Below are 26,187 nucleotides of genomic sequence, written 5' to 3' on the forward strand. Positions count from 1 at the left end.
TTCAAAAACTGTAAATAAACCTGTGGGACCTGCTCCTATAATTAATATGTCTGTTTCTATCATATTTAGTGTAAAATATCCTTTATGTAGGGATTGTTTTTTGATATTTTTAATCTTTAATAGTTGTAGGCAAAAGCGTTAGGGATAGCAGCAAGCTACCGTGTAGCGCGTATAGCCCGACTTTCATTAATTTGAGGTTTTTAGACCTCAAATTAATGAAAGGAACGCACAAAAATAATTTTTATCAGGATTTAAAAACCTGACATTTATCATGTTAGGCTACATTGATAACCTCTTCTATTTCTGGGGCGTATTTTTTAATAGTTGCTTCTACACCATTTTTAAGGGTCATTTGGTTTACCGAACAACCACTACAGGCTCCTTCTAACTGAACTTTTACAATATTATTTTCAACAGATAAAAGCTTGATATTGCCTCCGTCACTCAACAAAAAAGGACGAATTTCTTCTAATGCTTTCTCTACATTGTTTACTGTTTCTTTTGTTGCCATTTTTATATTTTATTTTGTGCTGCAACCACTCATGGTTGTTATTCTTACTACCTCTGTGGGTGGTAAATTTGCATTTCTCTTTAATAATTGTGATACCATTTCTTTGGTAATGTTATCAAATGCTTTTTCTTGAGGTGTGTTTTTTTGTAATGCAACTGGGTGCCCAACATCTCCTCCTTCTCTTATACTTTGAACTAACGGAATTTCTCCTAAAAACGCTGTATTTATGTCTTCTGCTAAGTTTTTAGCTCCGTTTTGACCAAAGATATAATATTTGTTGTCTGGCAATTCATTTGGGGTGAAATACGCCATATTTTCAACAATACCTAATACAGGTACATTTATAGACTCTTGTTGAAACATTGCAACTCCTTTTTTGGCATCGGCCAATGCAATGTTTTGAGGTGTACTTACCACAACTGCGCCATTAATTGGTACTGCTTGTACTATAGATAAATGCACATCTCCTGTTCCTGGTGGTAGATCTATTAATAAAAAATCTAACTCGCCCCAATCTGCATCAAAAATTAATTGGTTTAAGGCTTTTGAAGCCATGGGTCCGCGCCAAATTACAGCTTGACTAGGGTTAGTGAAAAAACCAAGAGATAACAATTTTACGCCATAGTTTTCAATGGGTTTCATTTTTGAACGACCATTAACGTTAACAGCAAGTGGTTTTTCATTTTCTACATCAAACATTAGGTGTTGAGAAGGCCCATACACATCTGCATCTAAAACACCTACTTTAAAGCCCATTTTGGCTAACGTAACCGCTAAGTTTGAAGTAACGGTAGACTTTCCTACTCCTCCTTTACCTGATGCTATGGCAATAATGTTTTGGATATTCGGAATTTCTTTTCCTTTTATTTGATTTGTTTTTTCTTTTTGTTGAACTTCAACCTTTACATTTACCTTTACATCAATTTTTTGATCTACATGTTGATGAATGGCTTTCATGATTTCAACCTCAATCTTCTTTTTTGCTTGTAAAGAAGGATTGCTTATAGTAACATCTACAATTACTTCATTACCAAAAGTTACTACATTTGTTATATTTTCGTTTTCTACCAAACTTTTTCCTTCTCCAGGAGCAGTAATGGTTTCTAACGCTTTGTATATATCTTGTTTATTAAAACTCATTAAACGCTTACTTATATTTAATCTAAATTGCAAAGATACATTTTAGCTATCAGAAAATAAAAGGTTTACATTTTGAATTTTTATAGATTAATAGCTTGTGTTTATAGCTCTTTGGTTGGATCCCAAAAAACACTTTCAAAATTCTGGATTTGATTGTCAATAACAATAATTCCTTCACTTTCCAATAATTGCTGCATTAAATTGGTTCCGTCAAAGTGATGCTTACCTGTTAAAATTCCTTTTCGGTTTACAACTCGGTGTGCAGGCACGTCTTTTTCACTGGAATTATTCATTGCCCAACCTACCATACGAGCGGAACGAGCGGCTCCTAAATATTTGGCAATAGCACCATAGCTGGTAACTTTTCCGTAGGGAATTAATCGAGCGACTTCATACACTCTTTCAAAAAAATTATCTGATGATGATGATTTCATGCTCTAAAAATAAAAAATCCTGCAATAAGCAGGATTTTTAATACTTTAATTTGAACTTTATATAGGTAATTGGTTTACCCTGCTCTAAATATTGTTTTTCGTAAAAAGTTTGTGTACCGGTAACTTCTTCTGGTGAGTAATAATCTTTATACACATCATGATTGGCATGTAGAACTTCATGTCCTTCACCATGCAATAAACCTAATGTATAACCGTGCATAAACTCGCTATCGGTTTTTAGGTTTACCACTCCACCTTCTTTTAAAATATGATGATACTTTTTAAGAAAATCTGAATTGGTTAAACGATGCTTTGTGCGTTTGTATTTTATTTGTGGATCTGGGAAAGTAATCCAAATTTCATCAACTTCGTTTTCAGCAAAAATTAAATCGATTAATTCTATTTGTGTACGGATAAACCCAACGTTGTTCATTTCATTTTCTAAAGCTGTTTTAGCTCCTCGCCAAAAACGCGCTCCTTTAATGTCAATGCCAATAAAATTTTTATCCGGATTTTTTTCTGCTAAGGCAATGGTATATTCTCCTTTTCCGCAACCCAATTCTAAAACTATCGGATTCTCATTTTTAAAAAAGGTGTGCCAATTTCCTTTAAGAGGGAAGTTATTGGTTACTTCTTCTCTTGTTGGCTGAATAACATTATCAAACGTTTCATTTTCTTTGAAACGTTTTAACTTGTTTTTACTTCCCAATGTAGTATAAGATTAAGCTCTGTCTTCAGTACCTTCTTTCTTGAAACGTAAAGATTCACTGATCCAATATCCTAAAAGAACGAAAAGAATTAAAACAAAAACCCAGTTAATAGCATTTGCTGCCCACCAACCTGCATTTCCTTTAGCTACAGTTAAACGTAACCATTCAAAAGGCATAAATAATATCTTAAATAAATCTCCTATAAGTCTAAAAATATTTAATGCTAACATAACTTGATTATCTTTACAGCTGCAAAAGTATAAAAAGAATACATGTTAACCAACTTTTTCAATAAATCTAAACCTATTACTACCGTAATAATTTTAATGTTTTTTTCTTGTTTTTTTGTAGGTGCTATTATCAACCAAATTATTCCTTTAAATACAGCTCTGTATTTACCTTTGTTTTTGTTGATTTTAGGTGTTTTTAACTTTATTACTAGTAAAAATAACCTGACTTTTGATAATGCTTATGCTTTTTTATTTTTTGTGCTTTTATATGGTTTTTTTCCTGAAGGTTTAAAAATTTCTCCTACTTTTTACAGTAACGTTGCTTTGCTTCTTTTTTTAAGAAAAGTTTACAGTTTACAATCTTCTAAAAATTTAGTTTTAAAGTTTTTTGATGGTGGTTTGTGGTTAGGAGTTTCTTTTTTAATTGAACCTTTTTCTGCAGTATATGGAGTACTTTTATATGCTGCTATTTTATATCATCAAAAAATAACTATTCATGCTGTTTTTGTTCCTATAATAGGTTTTTTTACACTTGTTTTTCTATATTTTACATATTGTTATTGGTACAATTTGCCTAATGATTTTACTAGATTATTTAACTGGTACACTCCTTACAATTTTACTTTTTACAAGCAACCTGCTTATATTATTTCTATCGTTGCCTTTATTTTAATAGTTATTGTTTCTATTGTTTTAAAAACACCTAAAGCTTTTGCTGTAAAAAATACATTTAGAATAAACTGGATTTTAGTTTTAATAAACTTAGGGGTAGCTATTAGTTTAATAATACTAACTTCCAAAAGAAATGGAAGTGAGCTGTCGTATGCTTTTTTTCCTGCAGCTATAATCATTGCCAATGCTTTAGAATTATTTAAAAAAAAATGGTTTTCTGATATAATTCTTGGCTTATTTATAATTGGCGCATTTGTTATGCTTTTTATTTAGCTATAGTTTTTCTCCATAGCATAAATCACCTGCATCACCCAACCCTGGCACTATATACCCTTTGGAGTTTAATATCGGGTCAATATCAGCAATCCACAGCTCTGTGTTTGCAGGAAAGTGATTTTTTACGTACTCAACGCCTTCTTCAGATCCAATAGCACTTACAATATGAATTTGCTTTGGCTTTCCATATCTTTTTATTCCTTCATACACAGCAACTAATGATTTTCCTGTAGCCAACATTGGATCTATTAACAGTAAAGTTTTATTATCAATAGAAGGAGATGCAAAATACTCAACTTCAATTTCAATATCTAAATCATTATTTGGATGATGCCTGTACGCTGAAATAAAAGCATTATCAACATCATCAAAATAATTCAACACTCCCATATGCATTGGTAACCCAGCTCTTAAAATTGAACATAGAATAATATCTTTAGGTGGTAGTTGCGTATTTTTAATATCTAATGGTGTGGCTATTTCTTTTGACGTATAAGACAGTTCTTTACTAAGTTCATAGGCTAAAACCTCACCAATACGCTCAATATTTCTACGAAAACGCATTCTATCTTTTTGTATAGATACATCTCTAATTTCAGCTAAAAATTTATTGAGAATTGAATTTTGTTGAGCTATATGATGAACTTTCATTTGATTTATATTTTGGTTGCAATTTACAAAAGATACTGTGATGCTAAACAACTAGAAAATTAGTTTTTTATAAAGTTTGTGAGTGTTTTTATAAGCTCTTCTTTATTTTCTATATAACTCATGTGTCCGTGACTTAACACTTTTAAAGGAGTTTGGGTTCTTTTTGCTTCTCTTTGAGCAGATTCTAAGCTTATGATCGGATCATTTTTTCCTGTAATTATCATTTTTTTGAATGTTGCTGATGATAAAACAGACTCTCTGTTAGGACGCAATTTCATTCCTTCTGAGCAAGCAATATAACCCTGTATGGGAGTTTTTAACGCTTCTTGTTTACAAGTTTCTATTTCATTAGCAAACAACTCTCTACTTTCTTCTGCAAATAAATTAGCTACTGAAATTTGAATTAAACTCTTATAATTTGTTTGTGCCATTTTAATAGCTCTAGTTCTAGTTTCTTTACGCTCTTTACTATCAGCTTGAGCTGTAGAATTCATTAAGCACAGTCCTTTTATATTTTTAGTGTACTTTTCTGCAAAAGCTAAAGCTACATAGCCTCCCATAGAATGTCCAATAAATGTTGATTTTCTAATTTTTAATGATTTCAAAACCGCTTTAACAACATCTGCCATTTCCTCCATGGTATGAATATATCCTAAACACTCAGTGTTACCATGCCCTAGTAAATCAATTGAAATGACTTTATTTTTTTTTGATAAATCTTCTATTAAATATTTCCACATAGAAGAATTTTCTAAAAAACCATGTAATAAAACTATAGCACTTCCTTTACCTTGGCTAGAATACGCTACTTGAATGTTTTTATAATTAATGAAGCTTTGCATGAAACAAAAATATGTATCTTTCTGTAGTTATTTACCTAAAAAACATACTAAACTCTCCTTTTTTAAACTCACTTATTTATAAAAAATATGGATTCTGGTAATTTAGATTGTTTAAATTTTGCTTTTTGTTCTACTTTCTAGTACTGCTGTTTTTGTAAATAGAAATTTACGGCTTTTTTTAGTTCATTTGTAGAAAATGTAAAATCAATTATGGCTCCTCACTACTCTCTGTTTTGTATGAGTACAATACCTTTATAGCATTAAAAATTTTATTTATTTTAGTTAGTCTTATTATTTTTGCTCAAAACAAAAATTGTTTCTAAATGAATAAAACCAAAGAGATTTTTATTACTGGATTTGCTCTATTTTCAATGTTTTTTGGTGCCGGAAACTTAATTCTTCCTCCTTTTTTAGGAAAAGATGCAGGAATAAGTTGGTATTTAGTAACCATTGGTTTTTTTCTAACAGCTGTATTTGTTCCAATTTTAGGAATTTTAGCACATGCACGCATACAAGGTACTATCTATGATTTTGGCAAAAAAGTATCACCGCTTTTTAGCACTATTTACTGTGTTATAATTTACGCTATTGCTATTCTATTACCAGCTCCTAGAACAGCATCTGTAACTCATGAAATGGCTATTTACCCGTACTTTGGTAGTAGTTCTTTACTAACCAGCAGCATTTATTTTTTACTCGTTTTTATATTTGCTATCAACAGAAGTAAAGTATTGAATTTATTAGGTAAATTCTTAACTCCGTTTATCTTTTTTATTTTAGTAGTGGTTATTTTGATCGGGATTTTTTCTTCTTCAGAAATTATGAAAGCCTCATCTTTTGATGCTCCTTTTGTAATTGGATTACTTGAAGGATACCAAACCTTTGATGCTATTGGAGCTATTGTTGTGGGTGGAGTTTTGGTTATATCTATGAACTTTAAAAAAGATTCATCTTTTGAAGTAAAAAAAGAAATTATTACTAAAGCAGGTTTAATTGCTGGATCAGGTTTACTAATTATATATGCTGGCTTAATTTATAACGGAGCTTTATTTTCAAACATTTTTTCAGAAAATGCAACGCGAACAGAAGTTTTAACTGGTTTAAGCACTCAAACTTTAGGAAATATTGGAACCGTTTTTTTAAGTACTTTGGTCGCCTTAGCTTGTTTTACTACTGCTGTGGGAATTGTAACTGGAATTTCTGATTATGTTAAAGGATTACATAACACACCTACAACTTATATCATTACTGCTTTTGTAGGATGTTTACTTGGGGTTATTGTTGGGCAATTTGATGTGCATTTTATTATTGATATTGCGCTACCTGTTTTAATGTTTATTTACCCAATAACCATTGTTTTAATTTTACTAAATATTGTGCCAGAAAAATGGGCAAGGTCAGTTGTTTTTAAATGGGTTATTTTGACAACATTTATATTTAGCATTCCTGATTTTTTACAGTTTTTTATGGACAAAAATATACTTCGTGGAATTCAGAATTACATTCCGTTTGCAAAACACAATTTAGGTTGGGTATTACCTGCTTTTGTAAGTTTTTTAGTTGTTAATTCCATTATTAAAAACAAAAAATCCGCTTCATAGCGGATTCTTATTAAAATTTTTTTAGATTAAAATCTGTAACCTAAATTCAATCCAACTCTTGGTACTACAACCGGAGATTTATCGGTAAACATATTTCTACCTATACCTCCTAGAACACTTACTACAAATCCGCCGTTAGAAATATATTTAGTTCCTATCGCAACACCCAAAGCCCCGTCAGTATAATTTTCATAAACATTAGGCGCTCCATCTAATTCAATTTCTTCTTTCCCAGAATTAATTCCTAAGAAAATTTCTCCAAAATAATTCCAGTTACGACTACTCGTAAAATAATGACGGAAATATGGTGTGATCATATTGTCTTCATTATATCTAAAATCAGAGCTTCGTCCTTCAAAATTAAAAAGTCCTGAAATACCCACCGATGATTGATCACTCAAATAATACTCATAAGAAACTTCAAGAGTTTTCATAGCTAAAGCATCTGCTAAATCAACAGTAATTTCTTGCTGTGCACTTATAATTGAACTTGCAAATATTGCTACTGCTACTAGAAAATTTTTCATTTTATTTTATATAAATTTTATACTGCTAAAATACTGAATAAAATATTTTTTAAAACTGATATCCTACAGTAATTCCTGCTTTACCAACAGTATTATTGTAATCTTGATTACTGTTAAAAAGGTTTCTACCAAACCCTAAATTAAGTTCAGCAATAAAACCTCCTTTGGTTACCCATTTTCCTCCCACACCAATACCTAAAGCAAAATCGGTAACAAACTCATCAGTACTAGAAAGAAAGTCATTTCTATCAGCTGAATTAAGCATTCCAAAAGCTTCTACAAAAAAACCTGCTGCATATTTTGAACCAAAATACTTTCTAAAATACGGAGAAATATAATACTGTAGTTCATCTTTAATATCTTCAGATAAAGGAACCATAGCCGAAATACCTATACCTGTTTCTTCGTTTAATAATCGCTCATAAGTAACTTCTATAGCACCAGCTACTATATACAATCCGTTTAACTTTAATTCATTCGCTCTATGATTATTAGTTTCTGAGGTTTTTTCTTGCTCTTGAGAAAATGCATTAATTGAAATTGCTAAGACTAGAAAAATGATAATTTTTTTCATATTAATTTTTTTGAATTTTGACTTCAAACATAGCAATTATTCCTTTCAAAATATCAGAAAAAATTAAAAAACAGCTTTTACCTGAACCATGCCTGTGTGTATAGTTTTTGAGGTCTCGCTTTTTCTACCTAAATAATTTAAGTTTAAGGTTAATAAAGAATTTATTTTTTGATTCATTAAAAAATTCCATGTATAGTTTTTGCCTGCTTGCAATCCTTCTAACATTTGATATCCCACAGGTGAGTTTTGATTTCCGATAAAATCATTCAAAAACATATTAAAATTTGCACTTATTTGATTTCTCTTTTTACTGATATAAAAATATTCTACCCCTATTTTTTGTTGTGATAACTTTTCAAAATCTTCTAATTGGTTCTCTTTTTCTTTAAAGTGATAAAAAACAGAAAAACGATGATCTTTGTTATATAAAAAGGTAAGTTTAGGGTTAATTTCTTTTGCCTTTAATTTATAATTTCTACTGGCAAAATTTTCTGTATTTAGCTTATTATTTGAAGCTGCTCCCATTAAATCAAACAACCAAAACTTAGTAAGTTTATGCTGAAACTCTAGCTGATGAATAAACGAATTACTTTCTTGATTTCCTATAGTATACTGTTGTTTATTTTGTGATTTTCCGTACGTATAGATCCAACTATAATTTTGTAAATTTCTGTTGTAATAAAAACTATTTCTAAAATTAAAACTCAACGCAAGTAGTTTATTTTCATCAAAATCAAAAGGATTTAAATTAAAACTATTTCCTTCTCTTCGTTGTTCATTATCAATTAACCAATAGGTTTGATTATAAAAATGTGAAAGAGTTTTTTTAAGCCCTTTGGAATTTTTCCACTGAAAAGGATTTAACGTAACAGATTGTTTCCATTGTGCTTTTTGAGTAGGCAAGAATTTAATATTAGGAAGCGCTACGCGCAAATAGTCTGCTTGATCTTGAAATTGTGCTATTTCAAACTCTTCAAACTGTTGTAATCCATCATTGTTGTAATCTATCCATGTATAATATCCTTGACCTGGTTCAACTTTAATGTATACATATTCTTGCTGAGCTATATTCCCAGACGAAGTTTCAAAAATCGAACCTAACGTTACAAATTTTTTAAATAATCTTTGATTGAAAATAACTCTGGAATTCAATGCTTTTTCATCTTCTAAAAAAGCGTTTTCAGTTAATCGGTAATTCGCATACAAGGACAGGTTTGTATTTTTATTTTTGATTAACCTGCTATTTACATAATATGTTTTTCTGTTGTTTACCTGGGTAAATTTATTTGCTCTTACACTATCATTAGTTCTATAATTAAACCCAAATTTAGCAAACACCTTTGCAGAATCTCCTACACCCACGAAGGTTTCGTATTCTTTAAATTGATGACTCGTATTAATAAAATTATCAGTACTTTTCTCTTTTCTTTCATTTATTTCCAAACTTAACAATGCTCCAATCCAAGGTTTACCAAAACTATGTTCAACTCTAGACTTTAACCGAATAAATCTGTCTTTCTCAATAGTGGAAGTATTAGAAAGTAAACTGCTTCTTAATGAAAAAACGGTTTTCTTTTCTCCAAGTTTAGCATTCAACTCGTGTTTATTTCCATTAAAACTATTAGAAAAATTCAGATGACTAAATCCGTAAGAAATAAAACTGCTTTTTTTATTTTTATATGTGATTGATGAGCCTAAAAAATGCTGATTCCCATTAGCATTAAACAAATTCCAATCCCTGTTAAACTCAACATTTCTAAAGCGTTGTATAGTCGTAAAATTTTCTTGAATAAATTGATAATTAATATCGCTAATTAATTGCCATCTTTTATTTAACAAAGTTTGGTTCCAACCTAATTTTGTAGCAATTTGTTTATTGTTTTCATCATCAATGGATGAAAATAGATTTTTATCACTATTACTCAACGCAATTTCTGCTTGTAATTTTGTTTTTTCTGACGGATTATAACTTGAATTTACAACCGCTACCTGTAAACTTGTTGGAGCTACTAACCTAACAACTGGAGCAAAGCTTCCTAAGTTTTCACCCACATATCTATAAATTGTTCCAATAGCAATGGTTTGGTCAACTTCATAGCTCCCTAAATTTGTTCCTAAATTAGAAAATGATACATTGTATAATTCTTCATTTTCATCAGTAGAATACTCAAAAGTTTCTATCCCGTTTACCGTCACTTTTCTATATTGAATTCGGTTGGGAGAGTAGGTGTCAGGATAATCACTAGGAGCCACCATTTGCGATTCATCGTTTCCTGCATTTGCTAAAATTTGTTTCTGACCATTGGTTAAACTTTGTTGTAAGGGTTGGTTTTTAGCATCATTTTCATTGTAAAAATATCCAGCAATTGAAAATTTTTCTCCCACATACTGTGCCTTTTCATAAGTAACAAAACGAGTATAATTTTTGTCAGAAAACTGAAACTCCAATCTTATTCTCATGTCATTCGTTATAGGGTAAGTGGTATTAAACTGAATTTCCGCTAGATTATAATCAATTATATAGTCTTTATTTTCTCCTCTTTGTAACTGAACTCCATTTACAAATACTTTATCACTACCTGCAACAATTACCAATAACGACTCATTATTTGGTCCAAAAATCTTATAAGGTCCTTGGTTACCTTCAATACCAATAAAATCAAAAGATGAAAAACGCCCCCTTACCACTGCTCCAGATGCCAATGCATTGGTTTTTTTACTCAAGTTTGCAGCAACCTCAACTCCTGATACTTGTTTTTCAAAATTTAGAAAGTAGCTATCATTATTACTTAAGGATAAATCTCCTCCTTTGACTCGCCAATTCTCACTAAAAAGTTCAATAAAAATTCTGTCAAAATCAGTAATGTTTTTAGAATATCCATTTTCTTGAAGCGGAAAATTTGTATCAAAAATATTTGCCCTGATAGATACATTTTTAGATAACTTTCCTTCAATTGTTAAGTCTAAAGAAGCATTGGTAACTGCATTTTGATTATTTCCTGCTGTGATTCCTCTAGCTATAAAACCACTGGTTTGTAACCCGTCAAACAATTTTATCTCTTCTGCTTTTTTATTAGTAGTTTCACTATATAATTTATCTGTTACAGATGTGTTGGGTACTATAAGTCTTTTATCAAAAGGGCTATATGTTTTTGTTATAAAATCAGGAAAGCGGTAATATTCTACTTTTATTTCATAATATTTTTCCTTACTAATAATAAGTTGTGCCTTTGAAAAGTCTACCCGATAATTTTCTGGAGAAATTAACTCATCATTTGAAGTAAATATTTTAAATTTTTGAGAGTTGATGCTTAGTGTATCTAACTCAATAGTATCTTTTTTAACCAAAAAGATCTTAGATCGAAATTCTTTAGAGGCTATTTGTGCTGAGGCTATTACAGCACAGAAAAAAAAGAAAATACTAAATAGCTTTTTGGTCATACTTTACAAACGCACTACCAACAAAAATAGTTTATTCTTTCACAATTGTTATGAACAACCACAATCTGTACCACATTTGCTCTTTTTTTTAGAAGGAAAAATAAATTTTATTACTAAAAAAGCAATAGCGGCTATAACTGTGATATAAGTTAAAATTTCTTGCATTATTTTAAGAATTGATATACTAATATTGCTGAAATGTATGCTAAAATACCCATCCCAAATAACTGAACTAATGGCCATTTCCAGCTTTTGGTTTCTCTTTTTACAATAGCTAAAGTTGCCATGCATTGCATAGCAAATGCATAAAAAATTAACAAAGACATTCCTGTGGCAAAATTAAATCTTTTTTTACCGGTTTTTCGGTTAATTTCTGTAGCCATTCGTTGTTTAATGGTAGCTTCATCCTCTACCCCTTCTATACTATAAATAGTTGCTAACGTTCCTACAAAAACTTCTCTGGCAGCAAATGAACTTATTAACCCTATACCTATTTTCCAATCGTATCCCAAAGGTTTTACAACAGGCTCAATCATTTTCCCTGCTATTCCAATATACGAATTTTCTAGTTTTGCTGAAGCTATTTTTTGTTGTAGCTCTACTTCTGAAAGTTGTTGATTTTCTACACTTTCTAATACATTTTTTTCCGCAACATCAAAAGTTGACGGACCGTGAGTTGCTAAAAACCAAAGCACTATTGAAATTGCCAATATTATTTTGCCTGCACCAAAAACAAATGCTTTTGTTTTTTCTAAAACATCATAAAAAACATTTTTTAAAGATGGTATTTTATAATTAGGCATTTCCACCACAAAAAAAGAAGTGCTTTTAATTTTTAGGGTTTTATGTAAAATATAAGCAGCTACTATTGCAGAGATAAATCCGATAGCGTAAAGCGCCAATAGAGTTAATCCTTGTAAACTTAAAAATCCAAAAAGCTTTTTATTAGGAATTATAATAGCAATTAAAATTGCATATACTGGTAAACGAGCAGAACATGTTGTAAACGGAGTAACTAATATGGTTATTAATCGTTCTTTCCAACTTGAAATTGTTCGGGTAGACATCACTGCTGGTATAGCACATGCTGTTCCCGATATTAAAGGAATAATACTTTTACCACTCATTCCAAATTTGCGCATAATTTTATCCATTAAAAAAACGACTCTACTCATATAACCTGTTTCTTCAAGAACAGATATTAAGAAGAATAAAATAGCTATTTGAGGAATAAAAATTACCACTCCACCAATACCCGGTATAATTCCATCTGTAATAAGATCGGTAAACATTCCTGCAGGAAGATTTGTTTTTGTAAACTCTGATAGTTGTGCAAATAAACCATCAATAAAATCCATAGGTACAGAAGCCCAATCGAATATAGATTGGAATATTAGTAACAGAATTCCAAAGAAAAATACATAACCAAATATTTTATGAGTAAAAATTCTATCTAATCTGCTTCTTATATCTGTAGCTTTTGAACTATCAACTTTATATACCGATTTTAATACATTGTTAATAGCTTGGTAGCGATAAATGGTTTCTTTATGTTGGTATTTCTTAACACGACTAATATCTGATTGAAAATTGACAATCTTTTCCCTTTCTTCTGTAGAAATTGTTTTTGGAAAATGGTTTTGAGTAACCATTAACCAAAGCTCATATAACGTGTAATTTGGACTTACTTTTCTGAGTTCTTCAAAATATTTAGCATCAATCTTATCTGAAATTATACATGCTGGATTGCCCTTAGTAATTTTACTAAGTGCAAGAATCTTTTCTTTTACTTTAGAAACTTCAATACTTTTTCTGGCACTTATTAAAATGACATCTGTTTTTAATTCAAGTTTCAACAAATCAACATCTATAGAAATTCCTTTTCTTTTCATTTGATCAGCCATATTAATAACCAATAAAGTCGGAATTTCTAAATCTTGAATTTGTGTAAAAAGAAGTAAATTTCTTTTTAGGTTTTCAACATCAGCAACTACTACAATAACATCAGGGTAATTTTCATCATCCCTATCTTGTAATGTTTTTAAAACTATGCTTTCATCAATAGAAGTTGGATTAATGCTATAGGTACCCGGTAAATCTGTGATAACTGCTGTTGCATCTTTAGTTAAATGACAAATTCCTTGTTTTTTATCTACCGTAACACCTGGATAGTTACCCACTTTTTGATTTAACCCTGTAAGCTGATTAAATAATGAGGTTTTTCCTGTATTTGGATTACCAATTAACGAAACCTGTATTTTTTTCTTGCTCATCTATTCGTTTTTGGTAATGTTTATTTCTTGAGCAGTTTCTTTTCGTATCGCTAAATGACTTCCATTAATACAGATATACAACGGATCGTTTAGCGGTGCTATTTGTATTAGTTCAACCTCTGCTCCAGGTAAACAACCCATTTCTAATAATTTTAACGGAATTTTATCTAAACAATTCTCTAGAACTATCCCACTTTCTCCAACACGTAAAGATGCTATTGTACTCAATGTAAATACTTTGAAAATTTGCCTTTTACCTAATAAAGACAGTAATTAGGAGGCAAATATACTAAATTAGAATCATTCTAAAGAAGTAAGTTTGAACTAGTTTTTTAAGTCTTATATTTGCTGTATGACATTTGATAAAATTATAGGTCAAGAGCATATAAAAGAACACTTAAAGACATCTGCAAAAAATGGGCGTGTGCCACATGCACAATTATTTGTAGGCAAAGAAGGTAGTGGTACATTGCCTATGGCAATTGCTTATGCACAATTTTTGCTTACAAACTTTTCTGATGACCCAGAAACTAGTGCGTTAAAGTGTGAAAAATTACAGCATCCTGATTTGCATTTTGCTTTTCCTGTTACTACAAATGAAAATGTTAAAAATCATCCAATAAGTAATCTTTTTTTAGATGATTGGAGAAGTTTTATAACCGAAAACCCATACGGAAGTCTTTTCAACTGGCTTCAATTTATTGGCGTAGAAAACAAACAAGGACAAATAGGTGTTGATGAAGCAGAAGATATTGTTAAAAAATTATCATTAAAATCATACGAAGGAGGTTTTAAAGTGATGATTATTTGGATGGCTGAAAAAATGAATACTGCTTCTGCAAACAAGCTATTAAAACTAATTGAAGAGCCACCTTCAAAAACTATTTTTTTATTGGTTACTGAAGATGAAGGACAAATTATTAATACCATCAGATCAAGATGTCAAGCGCTTCATTTTCCTACTTTAAGTGAAGCTGATATTGCACAAGAACTTATAAAAAAAAGTGCTTCAGAAAATGAAGCTGCTAAAATTGCTCATCAAGCAGAAGGTAATTTTAATAAAGCTCTGCATATTTTTCATCACGACTCTAAAGATTTACAATTTGAAGAATGGTTTATAACATGGATTAGAAGTGCATTTAAAGCCAAAGGAAATGCTGCTGTTATTCAAGATTTAATTCAATGGAGTGAAACCATAGCAAAATCGGGTAGAGAAACTCAAAAACAGTTTCTTCAATACTGCTTGCATTTTTTCAGACAAGCATTACTACTAAATTATGGCGCTCCAGATTTAGTTTTTTTAGAAACTGCAACTCCAAATTTTCAATTACAAAAATTCGCTCCGTTTATTCATAGTGGCAATATCTTAACCATTGAAAAAGAATTGAGTGATGCACAATATCATATTGAAAGAAATGGAAATGCAAAAATTATTTTGTTAGATTTATCTATTAGGTTAACTAGATTACTACATACAAAAGAAGAAAAACTTAATGTTTAATGAAATTACTAAATAACTTCTTAGTCATAGCAACACTTTTATTATTAGCTTCTTGTTCCTCTCCCAAAGAAAAAAACTTACAAAACTATATGGTAGGTTCATGGGAAACAGAATATATAAAAATTGAATTTCTAACTATTAATAAATCTGATAGTACATCTGTATTTGAAGATGATTTTAAAACACCTAATGCTGGAAAAGCGCAATCTAACTACAAAAAAGATGGCACATTTTCTGCATGGTTTAAACAAGCAGACGGAACAAAAATTAATGAAACTTCTGGAATATGGAAAACAAAAGGAGATAGCTTATATGTAGATTACCCATATTTAGGAAAACAAGTTCAAGCATGGTATATAATTAAACAAACAGAAAAAGGCTTTGATGGAAAAGTAATTTATGATTGGGATAACGATGGTGAATTTGATGATACTTTAATAATGAAAACAAAAAGAATTTTACAATAATTGTCTATACTGAATAACATATCTCTTCGAAATCGTATTTTTTTATCAATGATTGTACTGGTGCTGTTAACATCTGTATTAATTGTAACAGTTACCATTTATCAATATGATGAACAAACCAAAGATTATAACATTCAACGTTTTGGTAGAAAAGAGGATGCCACTAAACAAGACATTGAAATAAAATTACAACAAACCACGTATCCAATTACCACCGAAAATTTAGCTAACATTTTTGAAGGTAATATTTATGAAATGGCAAGAGTACATAAACTAACCATTAGCATGTATGACATGCATGGTTGTTTATTAAAATCATCTGTTCCTATAGCTTTTGAAAAGGTAGAAGAAAACTCATTAAGTCCTGACGTGTTATACGAACTGGGTAAAAGTTCAGAATACAGAATTATTAAAAGCAAGACCGAAAAAGGGGTTACATATCAATCATCATACACATATATAAACGATACCCGGTTTAAACGTATTGGAATTTTAGAACTCCAAATTGCTCAAGATAACGAACTACAAGAAAAAGAATTAAAGGAATTTATTTCACGTCTTTCTTTAGTTTACATTTTAATGTTCTTAATTGCTATTTTACTTGCATACTTACTTTCAAGTTATATAACAAGATCTATTCAAACCATTTCTGAAAAAATTAAAGAAACACGCTTAAATAAAAGAAATGAAAAAATTACTCTAGGCTCTGCCAGTTCAGAAATCAACTCGTTAATTGAAGCGTACAATAACATGATTGATCAATTGGAAGATAGTGCTGTAAAATTAGCTAAAAGTGAACGTGAGCAAGCATGGAAAGAAATGGCAAAACAGGTTGCTCATGAAATTAAAAATCCGCTTACACCAATGCGATTAACGGTTCAAAGTTTTGAAAGAAAATTTGACCCCAATGATCCTCAAATTCGTGAGCGAATAACCGAGTATAGTCAAACTCTCATTCAACAAATAGATGTAATGAGCTCAATTGCTTCTGCTTTTTCAGATTTTGCTAAAATGCCCACACAACGTAAAGAAAATTTAGAGGTAATAGATGTAATAAAACATGCGTTAGATATTTTTAATGAAGATTATATCACATACATTACAGAAGAAGAACAAATTTTTGCTAATTTAGACAAAACTCAACTTATTAGGATTGTTACCAATTTGGTTAAAAACGCAACACAAGCCATTCAACCAGAAAATAAAAACCCTATGGTTGAAGTAAAAGTATTGTCTGAAGGAAATAATTTTAAAATAGTAGTTACCGACAACGGAAAAGGAATTCCTGAAGAAAACAAAAAACTTATTTTTGAACCTAAATTTACTACAAAAACTAGTGGTATGGGCTTAGGATTACCTATGATTAAAAAAATTATTGAAGCTTACGGAGGCTCAATTTCATTTACATCCAAAGAAGGTGTAGGAACACAATTTACTATAATATTACCAAAAAAATAAATCATGAATTTTGAAAACATTTTAGTTGATGAACACAACGGATTAGGAACCATAACCATTAACCGACCTAAAAAACTAAATGCATTAAACAAAGCAACTATTCAAGAGCTTCATGAAGCTTTTAAAAAATTAGACACTAATCATACTATAAAAGTAATCTTAATTACCGGTAGCGGTGAAAAAGCATTTGTTGCTGGGGCAGATATTTCTGAATTTGCACATTTTTCTGTAGAAGAAGGAGGTAAATTAGCTGCAAAAGGACAAGAATTATTATTTGACTTTGTAGAAAACTTATCAACTCCCGTAATTGCTTTGATTAATGGCTTTGCTTTGGGCGGCGGGTTAGAGCTAGCCATGGCTTGTCATTTTAGAATTGCTTCTGAAAATGCAAAAATGGGGTTACCAGAAACATCCTTAGGTGTTATTCCTGGTTACGGAGGTACACAACGCCTACCTCAATTAATTGGTAAAGGAAAAGCTATGGAATTGATTATGACAGCAGGCATGATTTCTGCCGAAGAAGCTAAAAATTTAGGTTTGGTAAACCATGTAGTGCCTCAAGAAGAATTATTATCTCTAGCTCAAAAAATAGCTGGTAAAATAATGAATAATTCTTCTGTAGCTATCAGTAAAGCTATTAAAGCTGTAAATGACAGTACTAAAAACATAAATGGTTTTGAAACTGAAATTAAGCAATTTGGAGCTTGTTTTGGAACTGAAGATTTTAAAGAAGGAACGAATGCTTTTTTAGAAAAGAGAAAAGCAGATTTCCCAGGTAAATAAAGCATCTAAATAATTTACTATTAAAAACGCCGCTTTTCAGCGGCGTTTTATAATACCATAATTAAATAATCCCCATTTTATCAACTATGATTGTGTGAAAGAATCACAACACATCAAATATAATTGAAAAAAACAGTATTATTAATTCTTATGTATAATTGGTAAGATATATTATATAATTGGTTATTAATTGATTAAGAATTAATATAAATAAGATACAACTATAACATTACCTTATCTATTAATTAATATTTAAATGTGCAATAAATTTTGTGTGAATAGCACAAAAAAACACATAATTTGTTTGATTTTAAGTATAAAAACACTTTTTTTATTGATTTTTATTTCATAAATGCTATTTTTATAACCTTAAACCCTATGTTATGATAAAAGGAATAATAGTAGATGATGAACCCAAAGCTATAAAAAGTCTGGCTTGGGAACTGTCTAACTTTAGTGATGAAATTGAAATTATTAAAACTTTTACTGTTCCCGAAGAAGCTCTTTCTTATATAAATTTAAATAAAATTGATTGTTTGTTTTTAGATATTGAAATGCCAACCATGGATGGTTTTCAGTTTATTAATCAACTTAAAAGAAAAGATTTTGCTATTATTATTACCACTGCTTATAATGACTACGCTATTGAAGCTTTAAAAAATGAAGCAATAGATTACCTTTTAAAACCGGTAGATACAGATGATTTACAAAATTCTCTCAAAAAAATTAAAAAATTTAACTATAGGTTGACGCAAGTTGATAACAATGAAAAGTTTGAAGAGATTTTAATTAAATTCAATGAAAAATTCCATCAAAAGAAAATAATTATAAATACTGATGGCAAATTATTATTTTTAGAAGCATCTGAAATTCTGTATATTGAGTCTGACGGAAACTATTCTACCATATTCACAATTAACCATAAAAAAATTGTAGTTACAAAAAAACTAAAGGAAATTAATGAACTACTTCCTAACGATTTGTTTTTTAGAATTCATAATTCTTACATCATCAATTTAGATAAAGTAAGAGAATTTTACAAAACAGATGGCTACGTAATTATTGATCAAAATCATAAAATTCCTGTTTCAAGGCAAAGAAAATCCGCTTTTTTAGACAAATTTTAATGAAAAAATTAATTGGTTTATTACTGTTTACCATAGTTTTTTCTGCTTTTTCACAGAAAAACAATGATATGATCAAAACCTATATTGATCACATTATTGAAAGCAAACCTATAGATTATTTTAGCTTACATAATTATTTAAACAAACAAGATCTTACTATTTATGAAGCACAAAGTTTATTTGATAAAAGTTTAAACACTAAATATATTATTGGACAGATTTTTGCACTAAACTCTATGGGTAGAGCATACAGAAATCAATCTGAATATTCAAAAGCGTTAGAGTATCATCAAAGAGCTCTAAAACTTGCAGAAATTACGGGTAATGTAGATGTTCAAATTTTAACGTTAAATTTAATAGGAGTTATATATAGAAGACAAGATGATATTAGAAACGCCTTAGACTACCATCAATCTGCACTTTCATTAGCTAAAAAAATAAAAAAACCTAATTTAGAAAATAAAAAAAGTATTAGTGTCTCACAAAATAGTATAGGAAATATTTATCTTACACTGCACCAATATGAGCTAGCTTTAGATCAATTTAACACCTGTATTAAGGTACAAGAAGAACTAAATAACAAAAGAGGACTAGCCATTAATTATCAAAATATTGGAAAAGCACAAGAAGAACTAGGACTTATCAATGAAGCCCTCATAAGCTACACAAAGTCTTTAAGTTACAATCTTGAAATTAATTCAAAATTAGGTAAGGTTATATGTTACAATAGTATTTGCGGAGCTTTAATTAAGAAAGGTGATTATAAAGCTGCTTATGATACTATTCAAAAAATATATCCTATAAGCCTAACCCTAAACGACAAGTATTATGGAACAAATACGTTGTCTAACCTTGGATTAGCAGAATTAAAAAATAATAAATTAGATCTTGCAAAAGAACACTTAAAAAAAGCTTTAGTTGTCTCTGAAAACTACCATTTTATTCAAAATCAAATAAATACTTCATTTTATTTATCTGAATTATATCAAAAATTAGATTCATTAAAAGTCGCTTTTCAATACTATAAAAAAGCCAATAATTTAGAAAAGAAAACAGTAGGTGAGAAAAACATTTTATATGTTAATAATTTAATTTCTAAACACAATATACAGTCTAAAGTAAATGAAATAAATGCCTTAGAAAGTAAAACTAAAATTCAAACACTTCAACTAGCAAGAAACCGTAATATTTTAATTATTACTTTAATTAGCTTAGCCTTAATAAGCGTTGCTTTATATTCTGTTTATATACAAAGAATGCTTAAAAATGACCAAAAAATACTTTTATTAGAGCAACAGGCGCTACAAACCCAAATGAATCCGCATTTTATTTTTAATGCTTTAAACTCTATTAAGCTATACATAATTAATAATGAACAAAAGAATGCTGTTTATTATTTAAATAAATTTTCAAAATTAATTAGAAATATACTTGACGTTTCAAAAATTAAAGAGGTGAGTTTAAAAGACGAACTCAATACTATGGATTTGTATATGAGTATTGAAAATATTAGATTTAATAATGAAATAACCTACACCGTTCAAATAAATGACAATGTTAATACTGACACCATCAAAGTACCTCCATTGATATTACAACCATTTATTGAAAATGCCATTTGGCACGGTCTTTCTTCTAAAAAAGGAGAAAAAAAGATCACTTTGTCTGTATCAAAAATTTCTCCTTCTCAGTTAGAAATAATTATTAAAGATAATGGTGTGGGAAGGGAATTAGCTACCGAAATAAAAAAAGGAAAATCTTTAAAACGAAAATCGATTGGAATTGATTTAACCAAAGAACGACTAAATACATTTGCGCATGATTATTCGGCAGAGTGCTCAATTGTGTATACCGATTTAAAAGATGACCAGGGAAATCCAACAGGTACAAAAGTTTCATTAATTTTCCCTTTAAATTAAAAGTCGAATTTCAATTGTACCCAAACCGGTTCTTTTTTTTCGGTATCTAAATTACTAAAAGAAATCCCCAAAAGACGTACAGAATTTTTTGGCTTTTCTTGATACAACAATTCTTTAACTAAAGGCATAAATTCTTGTTTTTTTTGAATAAAATAATCTACCGTTTTACTACGTGTTTGTTGGGTGAAATCTGAATATTTTATTTTTAAAGTTACCGTTTTTCCTTTGGTATTAGAATGCTTCATTCTTCTTTCCAACTCATTCGCAATTCTATCAAGTCTTTCTAGCATAAACACCTCAGAAGATAAGTTTTCATCAAAGGTTCTTTCTGCAGCAATAGATTTTCTAATTCTGTTAGGTTTTACTGCACTATTATGAATTCCGCGAACAATATTGTAGTAATGTTTTCCAGATTTTCCAAAAAGCTGTGTGAGTTCTTCTAATGATTTTTCTTTTAAATCGTTTCCAGTGAAGATTCCTAGGTTATGCATTTTTGCAGCAGTAACTTTACCTACTCCATAAAACTTATTTACTGAAAGTTGCTCTAAAAACGGAATTACATCTTCAGGATTGATGGTTTTTTGTCCGTTCGGTTTATTTATATCCGATGCTACTTTCGCTAAAAATTTATTAATAGATATTCCTGCTGATGCTCGTAACTCAAGCTCTTCCCATATTCTATCTCTAATTTCCTGGGCAATTAAACTTGCTGAGGGATTTCCTTTCTTATTTTCTGTAACGTCTAAATAGGCTTCATCTAAAGAAAGTGGCTCAACCAAATCAGTATAATCATAAAATATCTTTCTAATTTTTGCAGATATTTCTTTATAGCGATCAAAACGAGGAGGCACAAAAATTAAATGCGGACATTTCTTTTTGGCCAGCACTCCACTCATCGCAGATTTAACTCCAAATTTACGCGCTTCATAACTTGCTGCCGAAACCACTCCGCGAATTTCACTACCACCCACAGCAACTGGTTTTCCTAATAAATCAGGATTGTCCAATTGCTCAACAGATGCATAAAACGCATCCATATCAACATGAATAATTTTACGATATGGTGGTTGTAGTTCCATATGGTAAAATTAAAAAAAGCTCTCAAAACTGAGAGCTTTTAAATTATATACTGCAAGAACTTCCTTTTTGAAACTTCAGTTTTTCAGATCGTCCTTTTTTAAATATCTTGTTGCTTGCGTGTTTCCCTTTACGTAATTCTTTTTGTTCTTCGTAAGGTAAATGAATTATTTCTTGACATTCAGTAGAACAAGTGTTTTCCATTTGTTCTGCACACTTATCACACTGAATAAATAATAAATGACAACCTTCATTTGCACAGTTTGTATGCGTATCACAAGGTTCTCCGCATTGGTGACAGTTTGAAATTACATCATCAGAAATTTTTTCTGCTCTTCGGTGATCAAAAACAAAGTTTTTACCTAAAAATTTATTCTCTAAACCTTCTGCTTTTACCTGACGAGTATACTCAATAATTCCTCCTTCTAACTGAAAAACATTTTTAAAACCTTTGTGTTTGTAATATGCTGATGCCTTCTCACAACGGATTCCGCCAGTACAATACATTAATAAGTTTTTATCTTCTTTATGCTCTTTTAAATCTTCTTCAATAATATCTAAAGAATCTCTAAAAGTATCTACATCTGGAGTAACTGCTCCTTCAAAATGTCCAATTTCACTTTCATAGTGGTTACGCATATCTACACAAACTGTGTTTGGATTTGCTAACATTTCGTTGAATTCTTTTGCAGATAAGTGTACACCTTTATTTGTTACATCAAATGTATCATCATTCAATCCATCAGCAACAATCTTATTTCTAACTTTAATTTTGAGCTTTAAAAATGATTTGTTGTCTTGTTCTACAGCCACATTCAATCGGATATCTTTTAAAAATGAAATGCTATCAAGCTGATCTTTTAAAGCATTGAAGTTTTCTGCTGGAACAGATATTTGGGCATTTATTCCCTCGTAAGAAACATAAGTTCTTCCAAGCACATCAAGCTTGTTCCATTCAATAAATAACTTGTCTCTAAAAAGTTGTGGATTTTCTATCTTGAAATATTGATAGAAAGAAATAGTAATGCGGTCTTTCCCCGCTTCATCAATTAATTTAGCGCGTTCTTCTGCGCTTAACTTGTTGTACAGTTGCATGCTATACTTTTTTAAGTTAAACAATATTTTTCGAGTGCAAATGTACCATTTTTTAAGTTTTTAGCTGTAAAAAGTTGAATGTGTTTAATTTTTAACATTCATTTAATTTTTTTAAACTTTTAAGATCAATGAAAATAATTTTTGTTGAACTTTGTATGAGTAATTTCATTGATTAAAATAATGATCAGAAAAGTAACTCCTAAAGACGCTAAAGCAATTACAGATATTTACAATTATTATGTAAGAACTTCTGTTGCAACTCTTGAAGAAAATGAAGTTTCTGAAAAGTATTTTACCGATCAAATTAATGAAGTAACTCAAAAATTCCCTTGGTTTGTTTACGAAGTAAATAACGAAATAATTGGATTTGCAAACGCAAGTGCTTGGAAAACCAGAAGTGGCTATAAAAAAAGTGTTCAATTAACTATTTATTTAAGTCCTAATACCACATCAAAAGGAATTGGATCGTTGCTTTATGAGTCTGTTATTAATGAATTACAAAAATTAGATGTGCATATATTAATGGGAGGAATTTCATTACCTAATGATGCCAGTGTTAGATTACATGAAAAATTTGGCTTTGTAAAATCTGCACATTTTAAAGAAATAGGATATAAATTTAATAATTGGGTTGATGTTGGTTATTGGCAACTCGTCCTAAAAAAATAAAATATGAGAGTAGCAGTAGTTGGTGCAACAGGAATGGTAGGAAACGTTATGTTGCAAGTTTTAGCAGAACGTAATTTTCCGGTAACAGAATTAATTCCGGTTGCTTCAGAACGTTCAGTAGGAAAAGAATTAGAATTTAAAGGAAAAAACTACACCATTGTTAGTTTACAAGAAGCCGTTTTACAAAAACCAGATATCGCATTATTTTCTGCTGGAGGAAACACATCATTAGAATGGGCTCCAAGATTTGCAGAAGCTGGTACCACAGTAATTGATAATTCTTCGGCTTGGAGAATGGATCCTACTAAAAAATTGATTGTTCCAGAAATTAACGCTTCTGAACTAACAGAAGACGATAAAATTATTGCAAACCCAAACTGTTCTACAATTCAAATGGTAATGGCTATTGCTCCGTTACACAAAAAATATGAAATTAAAAGGTTGGTAATTTCAACTTATCAATCAATTACCGGAACAGGTGTAAAAGCGGTTCAACAGTTAGAAAACGAATCAAAAGGAATTGACGGTGAAACTGCTTATCCACACCAAATCCATAAAAACGCATTACCTCATTGTGATGTTTTTGAAGAAGCCGGTTACACTAAAGAAGAATTAAAATTAGTGAGAGAAACACACAAAATATTAAGTGATCCTGCTATCGGAATTACAGCAACTGCTGTAAGAATCCCTGTCGTTGGAGGTCATTCTGAAGCAGTAAATATCGAATTTGAAAACCATTTTGAAGTGGAAGATATTCGTAAAATACTATCAGAGATAAATGGTGTAACTGTTCAAGATGATATTGAAAATAATGTATATCCAATGCCTTTTTTTGCAGAAGGAAAAGATGATGTTTTTGTAGGAAGAATACGAAGAGATTTATCGCAACCAAACTCATTAAACATGTGGATTGTTTCAGACAACCTTCGTAAAGGTGCTGCTACAAATACTATTCAAATTGCTGAATATTTAGTAGCAAACAACTTAATTAAAAGTTCAATTTCGGTTTAAGAACTACATTTTTTAATTAAATCCCGCATAGGTTTATGCGGGATTTTTTTATTGTTATTTTTGAGTTATGAATAAAAAACAGATCGTACAAAAAACTATCAATTTTGTAAAAGAAACGCTAAAAGGAGCTGAAGGAGGACATGATTACTTTCATATAGAACGAGTATATAAAAATGCATTGCTAATTGCTAAAAATGAAAATGTAGATGAATTTGTAGTCTCATTAGGCGCTTTATTACATGATATTGCTGACAGTAAATTTTATAATGGAGACGAAACAGTTGGCCCTAAAAAAGCAAGATCTTTTTTAGAAAGCCAAAAAGTAGATAATGATATCATAAGTCATGTAGAAGAAATCATTAAAAACATTTCTTTTAAAGGTGGAAATTTTGATCAACAATTTAACTCACCAGAACTAGATGTTATTCAAGATGCGGATAGATTAGACGCTATTGGCGCTATTGGAATTGCACGTTGTTTTAACTATGGCGGATTTAAAAACAGGGAATTATACAATCCGGAAATTCCTCCAAACCTACATATGACCAAAGAAGAATACAAAAAATCTACTGCTCCGACTATTAATCATTTTTATGAAAAACTACTATTACTCAAGGACAAAATGAATACAAAAACCGGAAAATTATTAGCCAAAGAGCGTCATAACTTTTTAGAAGTATTTCTAAATCAGTTCTTTAGTGAATGGGAAGCAAAAAAATAAACTATTTATTAAATAAATTTGTTATTTTATTTACATATGTTAATAAATTATGTGTTTTTTAAGAAATCTCTTGCGTTTTCTTAAATTTTAATTACATTTACTATAGTAATAGTATTATTACCCCCTTGTATTAGTAATCCCCAATTACGAAAAAACGCTCAACCAATGGTTGAGCGTTTTTGTTTTTTATACTTATCAGTTTATTTCTTAAGCCTCAAATGGAACTATAGAAACATATGATTTATTATCTCTTTTCTTTTGAAATTGTACTACACCATCAACTTTAGCATGTAAAGTATGATCTTTACCCATATATACGTTTTCACCTGGGTTGTGTTGTGTTCCTCTTTGACGAACAATAATATTACCTGCAATTGCAGCTTGTCCTCCAAAAATCTTTACTCCTAAACGTTTCGATTCCGATTCACGACCGTTCTTCGAACTACCGACACCTTTCTTATGAGCCATTTCTATTGA

Annotated in this window: 26 protein-coding genes; 11 read left to right on the forward strand and 15 right to left on the reverse strand. The window is 30.2% G+C overall.

What is annotated here, in order from left to right:
- Positions 1 to 274 precede the first annotated feature (274 nt).
- The 5 genes from SLH33_RS05900 to SLH33_RS05920 form a co-directional block, all read right to left on the reverse strand.
- The gene (locus SLH33_RS05900) at positions 275 to 511 is read right to left on the reverse strand and encodes a NifU family protein (protein WP_320418155.1); all 237 of its coding nucleotides are present in this window, start codon (positions 509 to 511) and stop codon (positions 275 to 277) included.
- Positions 512 to 520: 9 nt separating this feature from the next.
- Positions 521 to 1,651, reverse strand: a complete 1,131-nt coding sequence (locus tag SLH33_RS05905) for an Mrp/NBP35 family ATP-binding protein (protein WP_320418156.1) — start codon at positions 1,649 to 1,651, stop codon at positions 521 to 523.
- Between the two features lie 101 nt (positions 1,652 to 1,752).
- Complete coding sequence (locus tag SLH33_RS05910) at positions 1,753 to 2,085, reverse strand: MGMT family protein (RefSeq protein ID WP_320418157.1); 333 nt, start codon at positions 2,083 to 2,085, stop codon at positions 1,753 to 1,755.
- Positions 2,086 to 2,122: 37 nt separating this feature from the next.
- Positions 2,123 to 2,794: a tRNA (guanosine(46)-N7)-methyltransferase TrmB gene (gene trmB / locus SLH33_RS05915; RefSeq protein ID WP_320418158.1), complete on the reverse strand. Its 672-nt coding sequence runs from the start codon at positions 2,792 to 2,794 to the stop codon at positions 2,123 to 2,125.
- A 12-nt stretch (positions 2,795 to 2,806) separates the two neighbouring features.
- The gene (locus SLH33_RS05920) at positions 2,807 to 3,025 is read right to left on the reverse strand and encodes a DUF6341 family protein (RefSeq protein ID WP_320418159.1); all 219 of its coding nucleotides are present in this window, start codon (positions 3,023 to 3,025) and stop codon (positions 2,807 to 2,809) included.
- A gap of 42 nt (positions 3,026 to 3,067) precedes the next feature.
- Between SLH33_RS05920 and SLH33_RS05925 the strand changes: the two genes are divergently transcribed.
- Positions 3,068 to 3,970: a DUF6427 family protein gene (locus SLH33_RS05925; protein ID WP_320418160.1), complete on the forward strand. Its 903-nt coding sequence runs from the start codon at positions 3,068 to 3,070 to the stop codon at positions 3,968 to 3,970.
- On the opposite strand, the gene upp is transcribed toward SLH33_RS05925, so the two are convergent.
- The gene (gene upp / locus SLH33_RS05930) at positions 3,971 to 4,624 is read right to left on the reverse strand and encodes a uracil phosphoribosyltransferase (protein WP_320418161.1); all 654 of its coding nucleotides are present in this window, start codon (positions 4,622 to 4,624) and stop codon (positions 3,971 to 3,973) included.
- A 59-nt stretch (positions 4,625 to 4,683) separates the two neighbouring features.
- Positions 4,684 to 5,466, reverse strand: coding sequence for an alpha/beta hydrolase (locus tag SLH33_RS05935; protein ID WP_320418162.1), 783 nt, complete (start codon positions 5,464 to 5,466; stop codon positions 4,684 to 4,686).
- 323 nt (positions 5,467 to 5,789) lie between these two features.
- On the opposite strand from SLH33_RS05935, the gene brnQ reads away from it, so the two are divergent.
- The gene (brnQ, locus tag SLH33_RS05940) at positions 5,790 to 7,067 is read left to right on the forward strand and encodes a branched-chain amino acid transport system II carrier protein (protein WP_320418163.1); all 1,278 of its coding nucleotides are present in this window, start codon (positions 5,790 to 5,792) and stop codon (positions 7,065 to 7,067) included.
- 26 nt (positions 7,068 to 7,093) lie between these two features.
- Here the strand turns inward: brnQ and SLH33_RS05945 are convergent, their stop codons facing one another.
- From SLH33_RS05945 to SLH33_RS05965, 5 genes are all read right to left on the reverse strand, one after another.
- The gene (locus SLH33_RS05945) at positions 7,094 to 7,594 is read right to left on the reverse strand and encodes a DUF3575 domain-containing protein (protein WP_320418164.1); all 501 of its coding nucleotides are present in this window, start codon (positions 7,592 to 7,594) and stop codon (positions 7,094 to 7,096) included.
- A gap of 49 nt (positions 7,595 to 7,643) precedes the next feature.
- Positions 7,644 to 8,168, reverse strand: a complete 525-nt coding sequence (locus SLH33_RS05950) for a DUF3575 domain-containing protein (protein WP_320418165.1) — start codon at positions 8,166 to 8,168, stop codon at positions 7,644 to 7,646.
- A gap of 63 nt (positions 8,169 to 8,231) precedes the next feature.
- Positions 8,232 to 11,609 carry a hypothetical protein gene (locus tag SLH33_RS05955; protein WP_320418166.1) on the reverse strand — a complete coding sequence of 1,126 codons (3,378 nt, stop codon included), beginning with the start codon at positions 11,607 to 11,609 and terminating at the stop codon, positions 8,232 to 8,234.
- Between the two features lie 164 nt (positions 11,610 to 11,773).
- Positions 11,774 to 13,882, reverse strand: a complete 2,109-nt coding sequence (gene feoB, locus SLH33_RS05960) for a ferrous iron transport protein B (protein ID WP_320418167.1) — start codon at positions 13,880 to 13,882, stop codon at positions 11,774 to 11,776.
- The gene (locus SLH33_RS05965; RefSeq protein ID WP_320418168.1) at positions 13,883 to 14,110 is read right to left on the reverse strand and encodes a FeoA family protein; all 228 of its coding nucleotides are present in this window, start codon (positions 14,108 to 14,110) and stop codon (positions 13,883 to 13,885) included.
- A gap of 124 nt (positions 14,111 to 14,234) precedes the next feature.
- On the opposite strand from SLH33_RS05965, the gene SLH33_RS05970 reads away from it, so the two are divergent.
- From SLH33_RS05970 to SLH33_RS05995, 6 genes are all read left to right on the forward strand, one after another.
- Positions 14,235 to 15,383, forward strand: a complete 1,149-nt coding sequence (locus SLH33_RS05970; RefSeq protein ID WP_320418169.1) for a DNA polymerase III subunit delta' — start codon at positions 14,235 to 14,237, stop codon at positions 15,381 to 15,383.
- Positions 15,383 to 15,850 (forward strand): hypothetical protein, encoded by a 468-nt coding sequence (locus tag SLH33_RS05975; protein WP_320418170.1) that lies wholly within the window; start codon positions 15,383 to 15,385, stop codon positions 15,848 to 15,850. The genes SLH33_RS05970 and SLH33_RS05975 overlap by 1 nt, the downstream gene beginning before the upstream one ends.
- 48 nt (positions 15,851 to 15,898) lie before the next feature.
- Entirely contained in the window at positions 15,899 to 17,308 is a 1,410-nt protein-coding gene (locus SLH33_RS05980) for an ATP-binding protein (RefSeq protein ID WP_320418171.1), read from the forward strand.
- Positions 17,309 to 17,311: 3 nt separating this feature from the next.
- Positions 17,312 to 18,091, forward strand: a complete 780-nt coding sequence (locus tag SLH33_RS05985) for an enoyl-CoA hydratase/isomerase family protein (RefSeq protein ID WP_320418172.1) — start codon at positions 17,312 to 17,314, stop codon at positions 18,089 to 18,091.
- 383 nt (positions 18,092 to 18,474) lie between these two features.
- Entirely contained in the window at positions 18,475 to 19,218 is a 744-nt protein-coding gene (locus SLH33_RS05990; RefSeq protein WP_320418173.1) for a LytTR family DNA-binding domain-containing protein, read from the forward strand.
- Positions 19,218 to 21,137 carry a tetratricopeptide repeat protein gene (locus SLH33_RS05995; RefSeq protein WP_320418174.1) on the forward strand — a complete coding sequence of 640 codons (1,920 nt, stop codon included), beginning with the start codon at positions 19,218 to 19,220 and terminating at the stop codon, positions 21,135 to 21,137. Before SLH33_RS05990 ends, SLH33_RS05995 begins: the two co-directional genes overlap by 1 nt.
- On the opposite strand, the gene dinB is transcribed toward SLH33_RS05995, so the two are convergent.
- Together dinB and SLH33_RS06005 are read right to left on the reverse strand one after the other, a co-directional pair.
- A complete protein-coding gene (dinB, locus tag SLH33_RS06000; RefSeq protein WP_320418175.1) occupies positions 21,134 to 22,216 on the reverse strand; it encodes a DNA polymerase IV in 1,083 nt (360 codons plus the stop codon). The genes SLH33_RS05995 and dinB overlap by 4 nt on opposite strands.
- Positions 22,217 to 22,259: 43 nt before the next feature.
- Positions 22,260 to 23,309 (reverse strand): rhodanese-related sulfurtransferase, encoded by a 1,050-nt coding sequence (locus tag SLH33_RS06005; RefSeq protein WP_320418176.1) that lies wholly within the window; start codon positions 23,307 to 23,309, stop codon positions 22,260 to 22,262.
- A 180-nt stretch (positions 23,310 to 23,489) separates the two neighbouring features.
- Between SLH33_RS06005 and SLH33_RS06010 the strand changes: the two genes are divergently transcribed.
- The 3 genes from SLH33_RS06010 (at position 23,490) to SLH33_RS06020 (ending at position 25,710) form a co-directional block, all read left to right on the forward strand.
- Complete coding sequence (locus tag SLH33_RS06010; protein WP_320418177.1) at positions 23,490 to 23,978, forward strand: N-acetyltransferase family protein; 489 nt, start codon at positions 23,490 to 23,492, stop codon at positions 23,976 to 23,978.
- A 3-nt stretch (positions 23,979 to 23,981) separates the two neighbouring features.
- A complete protein-coding gene (locus tag SLH33_RS06015) occupies positions 23,982 to 24,989 on the forward strand; it encodes an aspartate-semialdehyde dehydrogenase (RefSeq protein ID WP_320418178.1) in 1,008 nt (335 codons plus the stop codon).
- 67 nt (positions 24,990 to 25,056) lie between these two features.
- A complete protein-coding gene (locus tag SLH33_RS06020; protein ID WP_320418179.1) occupies positions 25,057 to 25,710 on the forward strand; it encodes an HD domain-containing protein in 654 nt (217 codons plus the stop codon).
- A gap of 207 nt (positions 25,711 to 25,917) precedes the next feature.
- Here the strand turns inward: SLH33_RS06020 and rpmA are convergent, their stop codons facing one another.
- Entirely contained in the window at positions 25,918 to 26,178 is a 261-nt protein-coding gene (gene rpmA / locus SLH33_RS06025; protein ID WP_320418180.1) for a 50S ribosomal protein L27, read from the reverse strand.
- Positions 26,179 to 26,187: the final 9 nt, after the last annotated feature.

This window comes from Tenacibaculum sp. IB213877 (assembly GCF_034043975.1).
Lineage (GTDB): Bacteria > Bacteroidota > Bacteroidia > Flavobacteriales > Flavobacteriaceae > Polaribacter.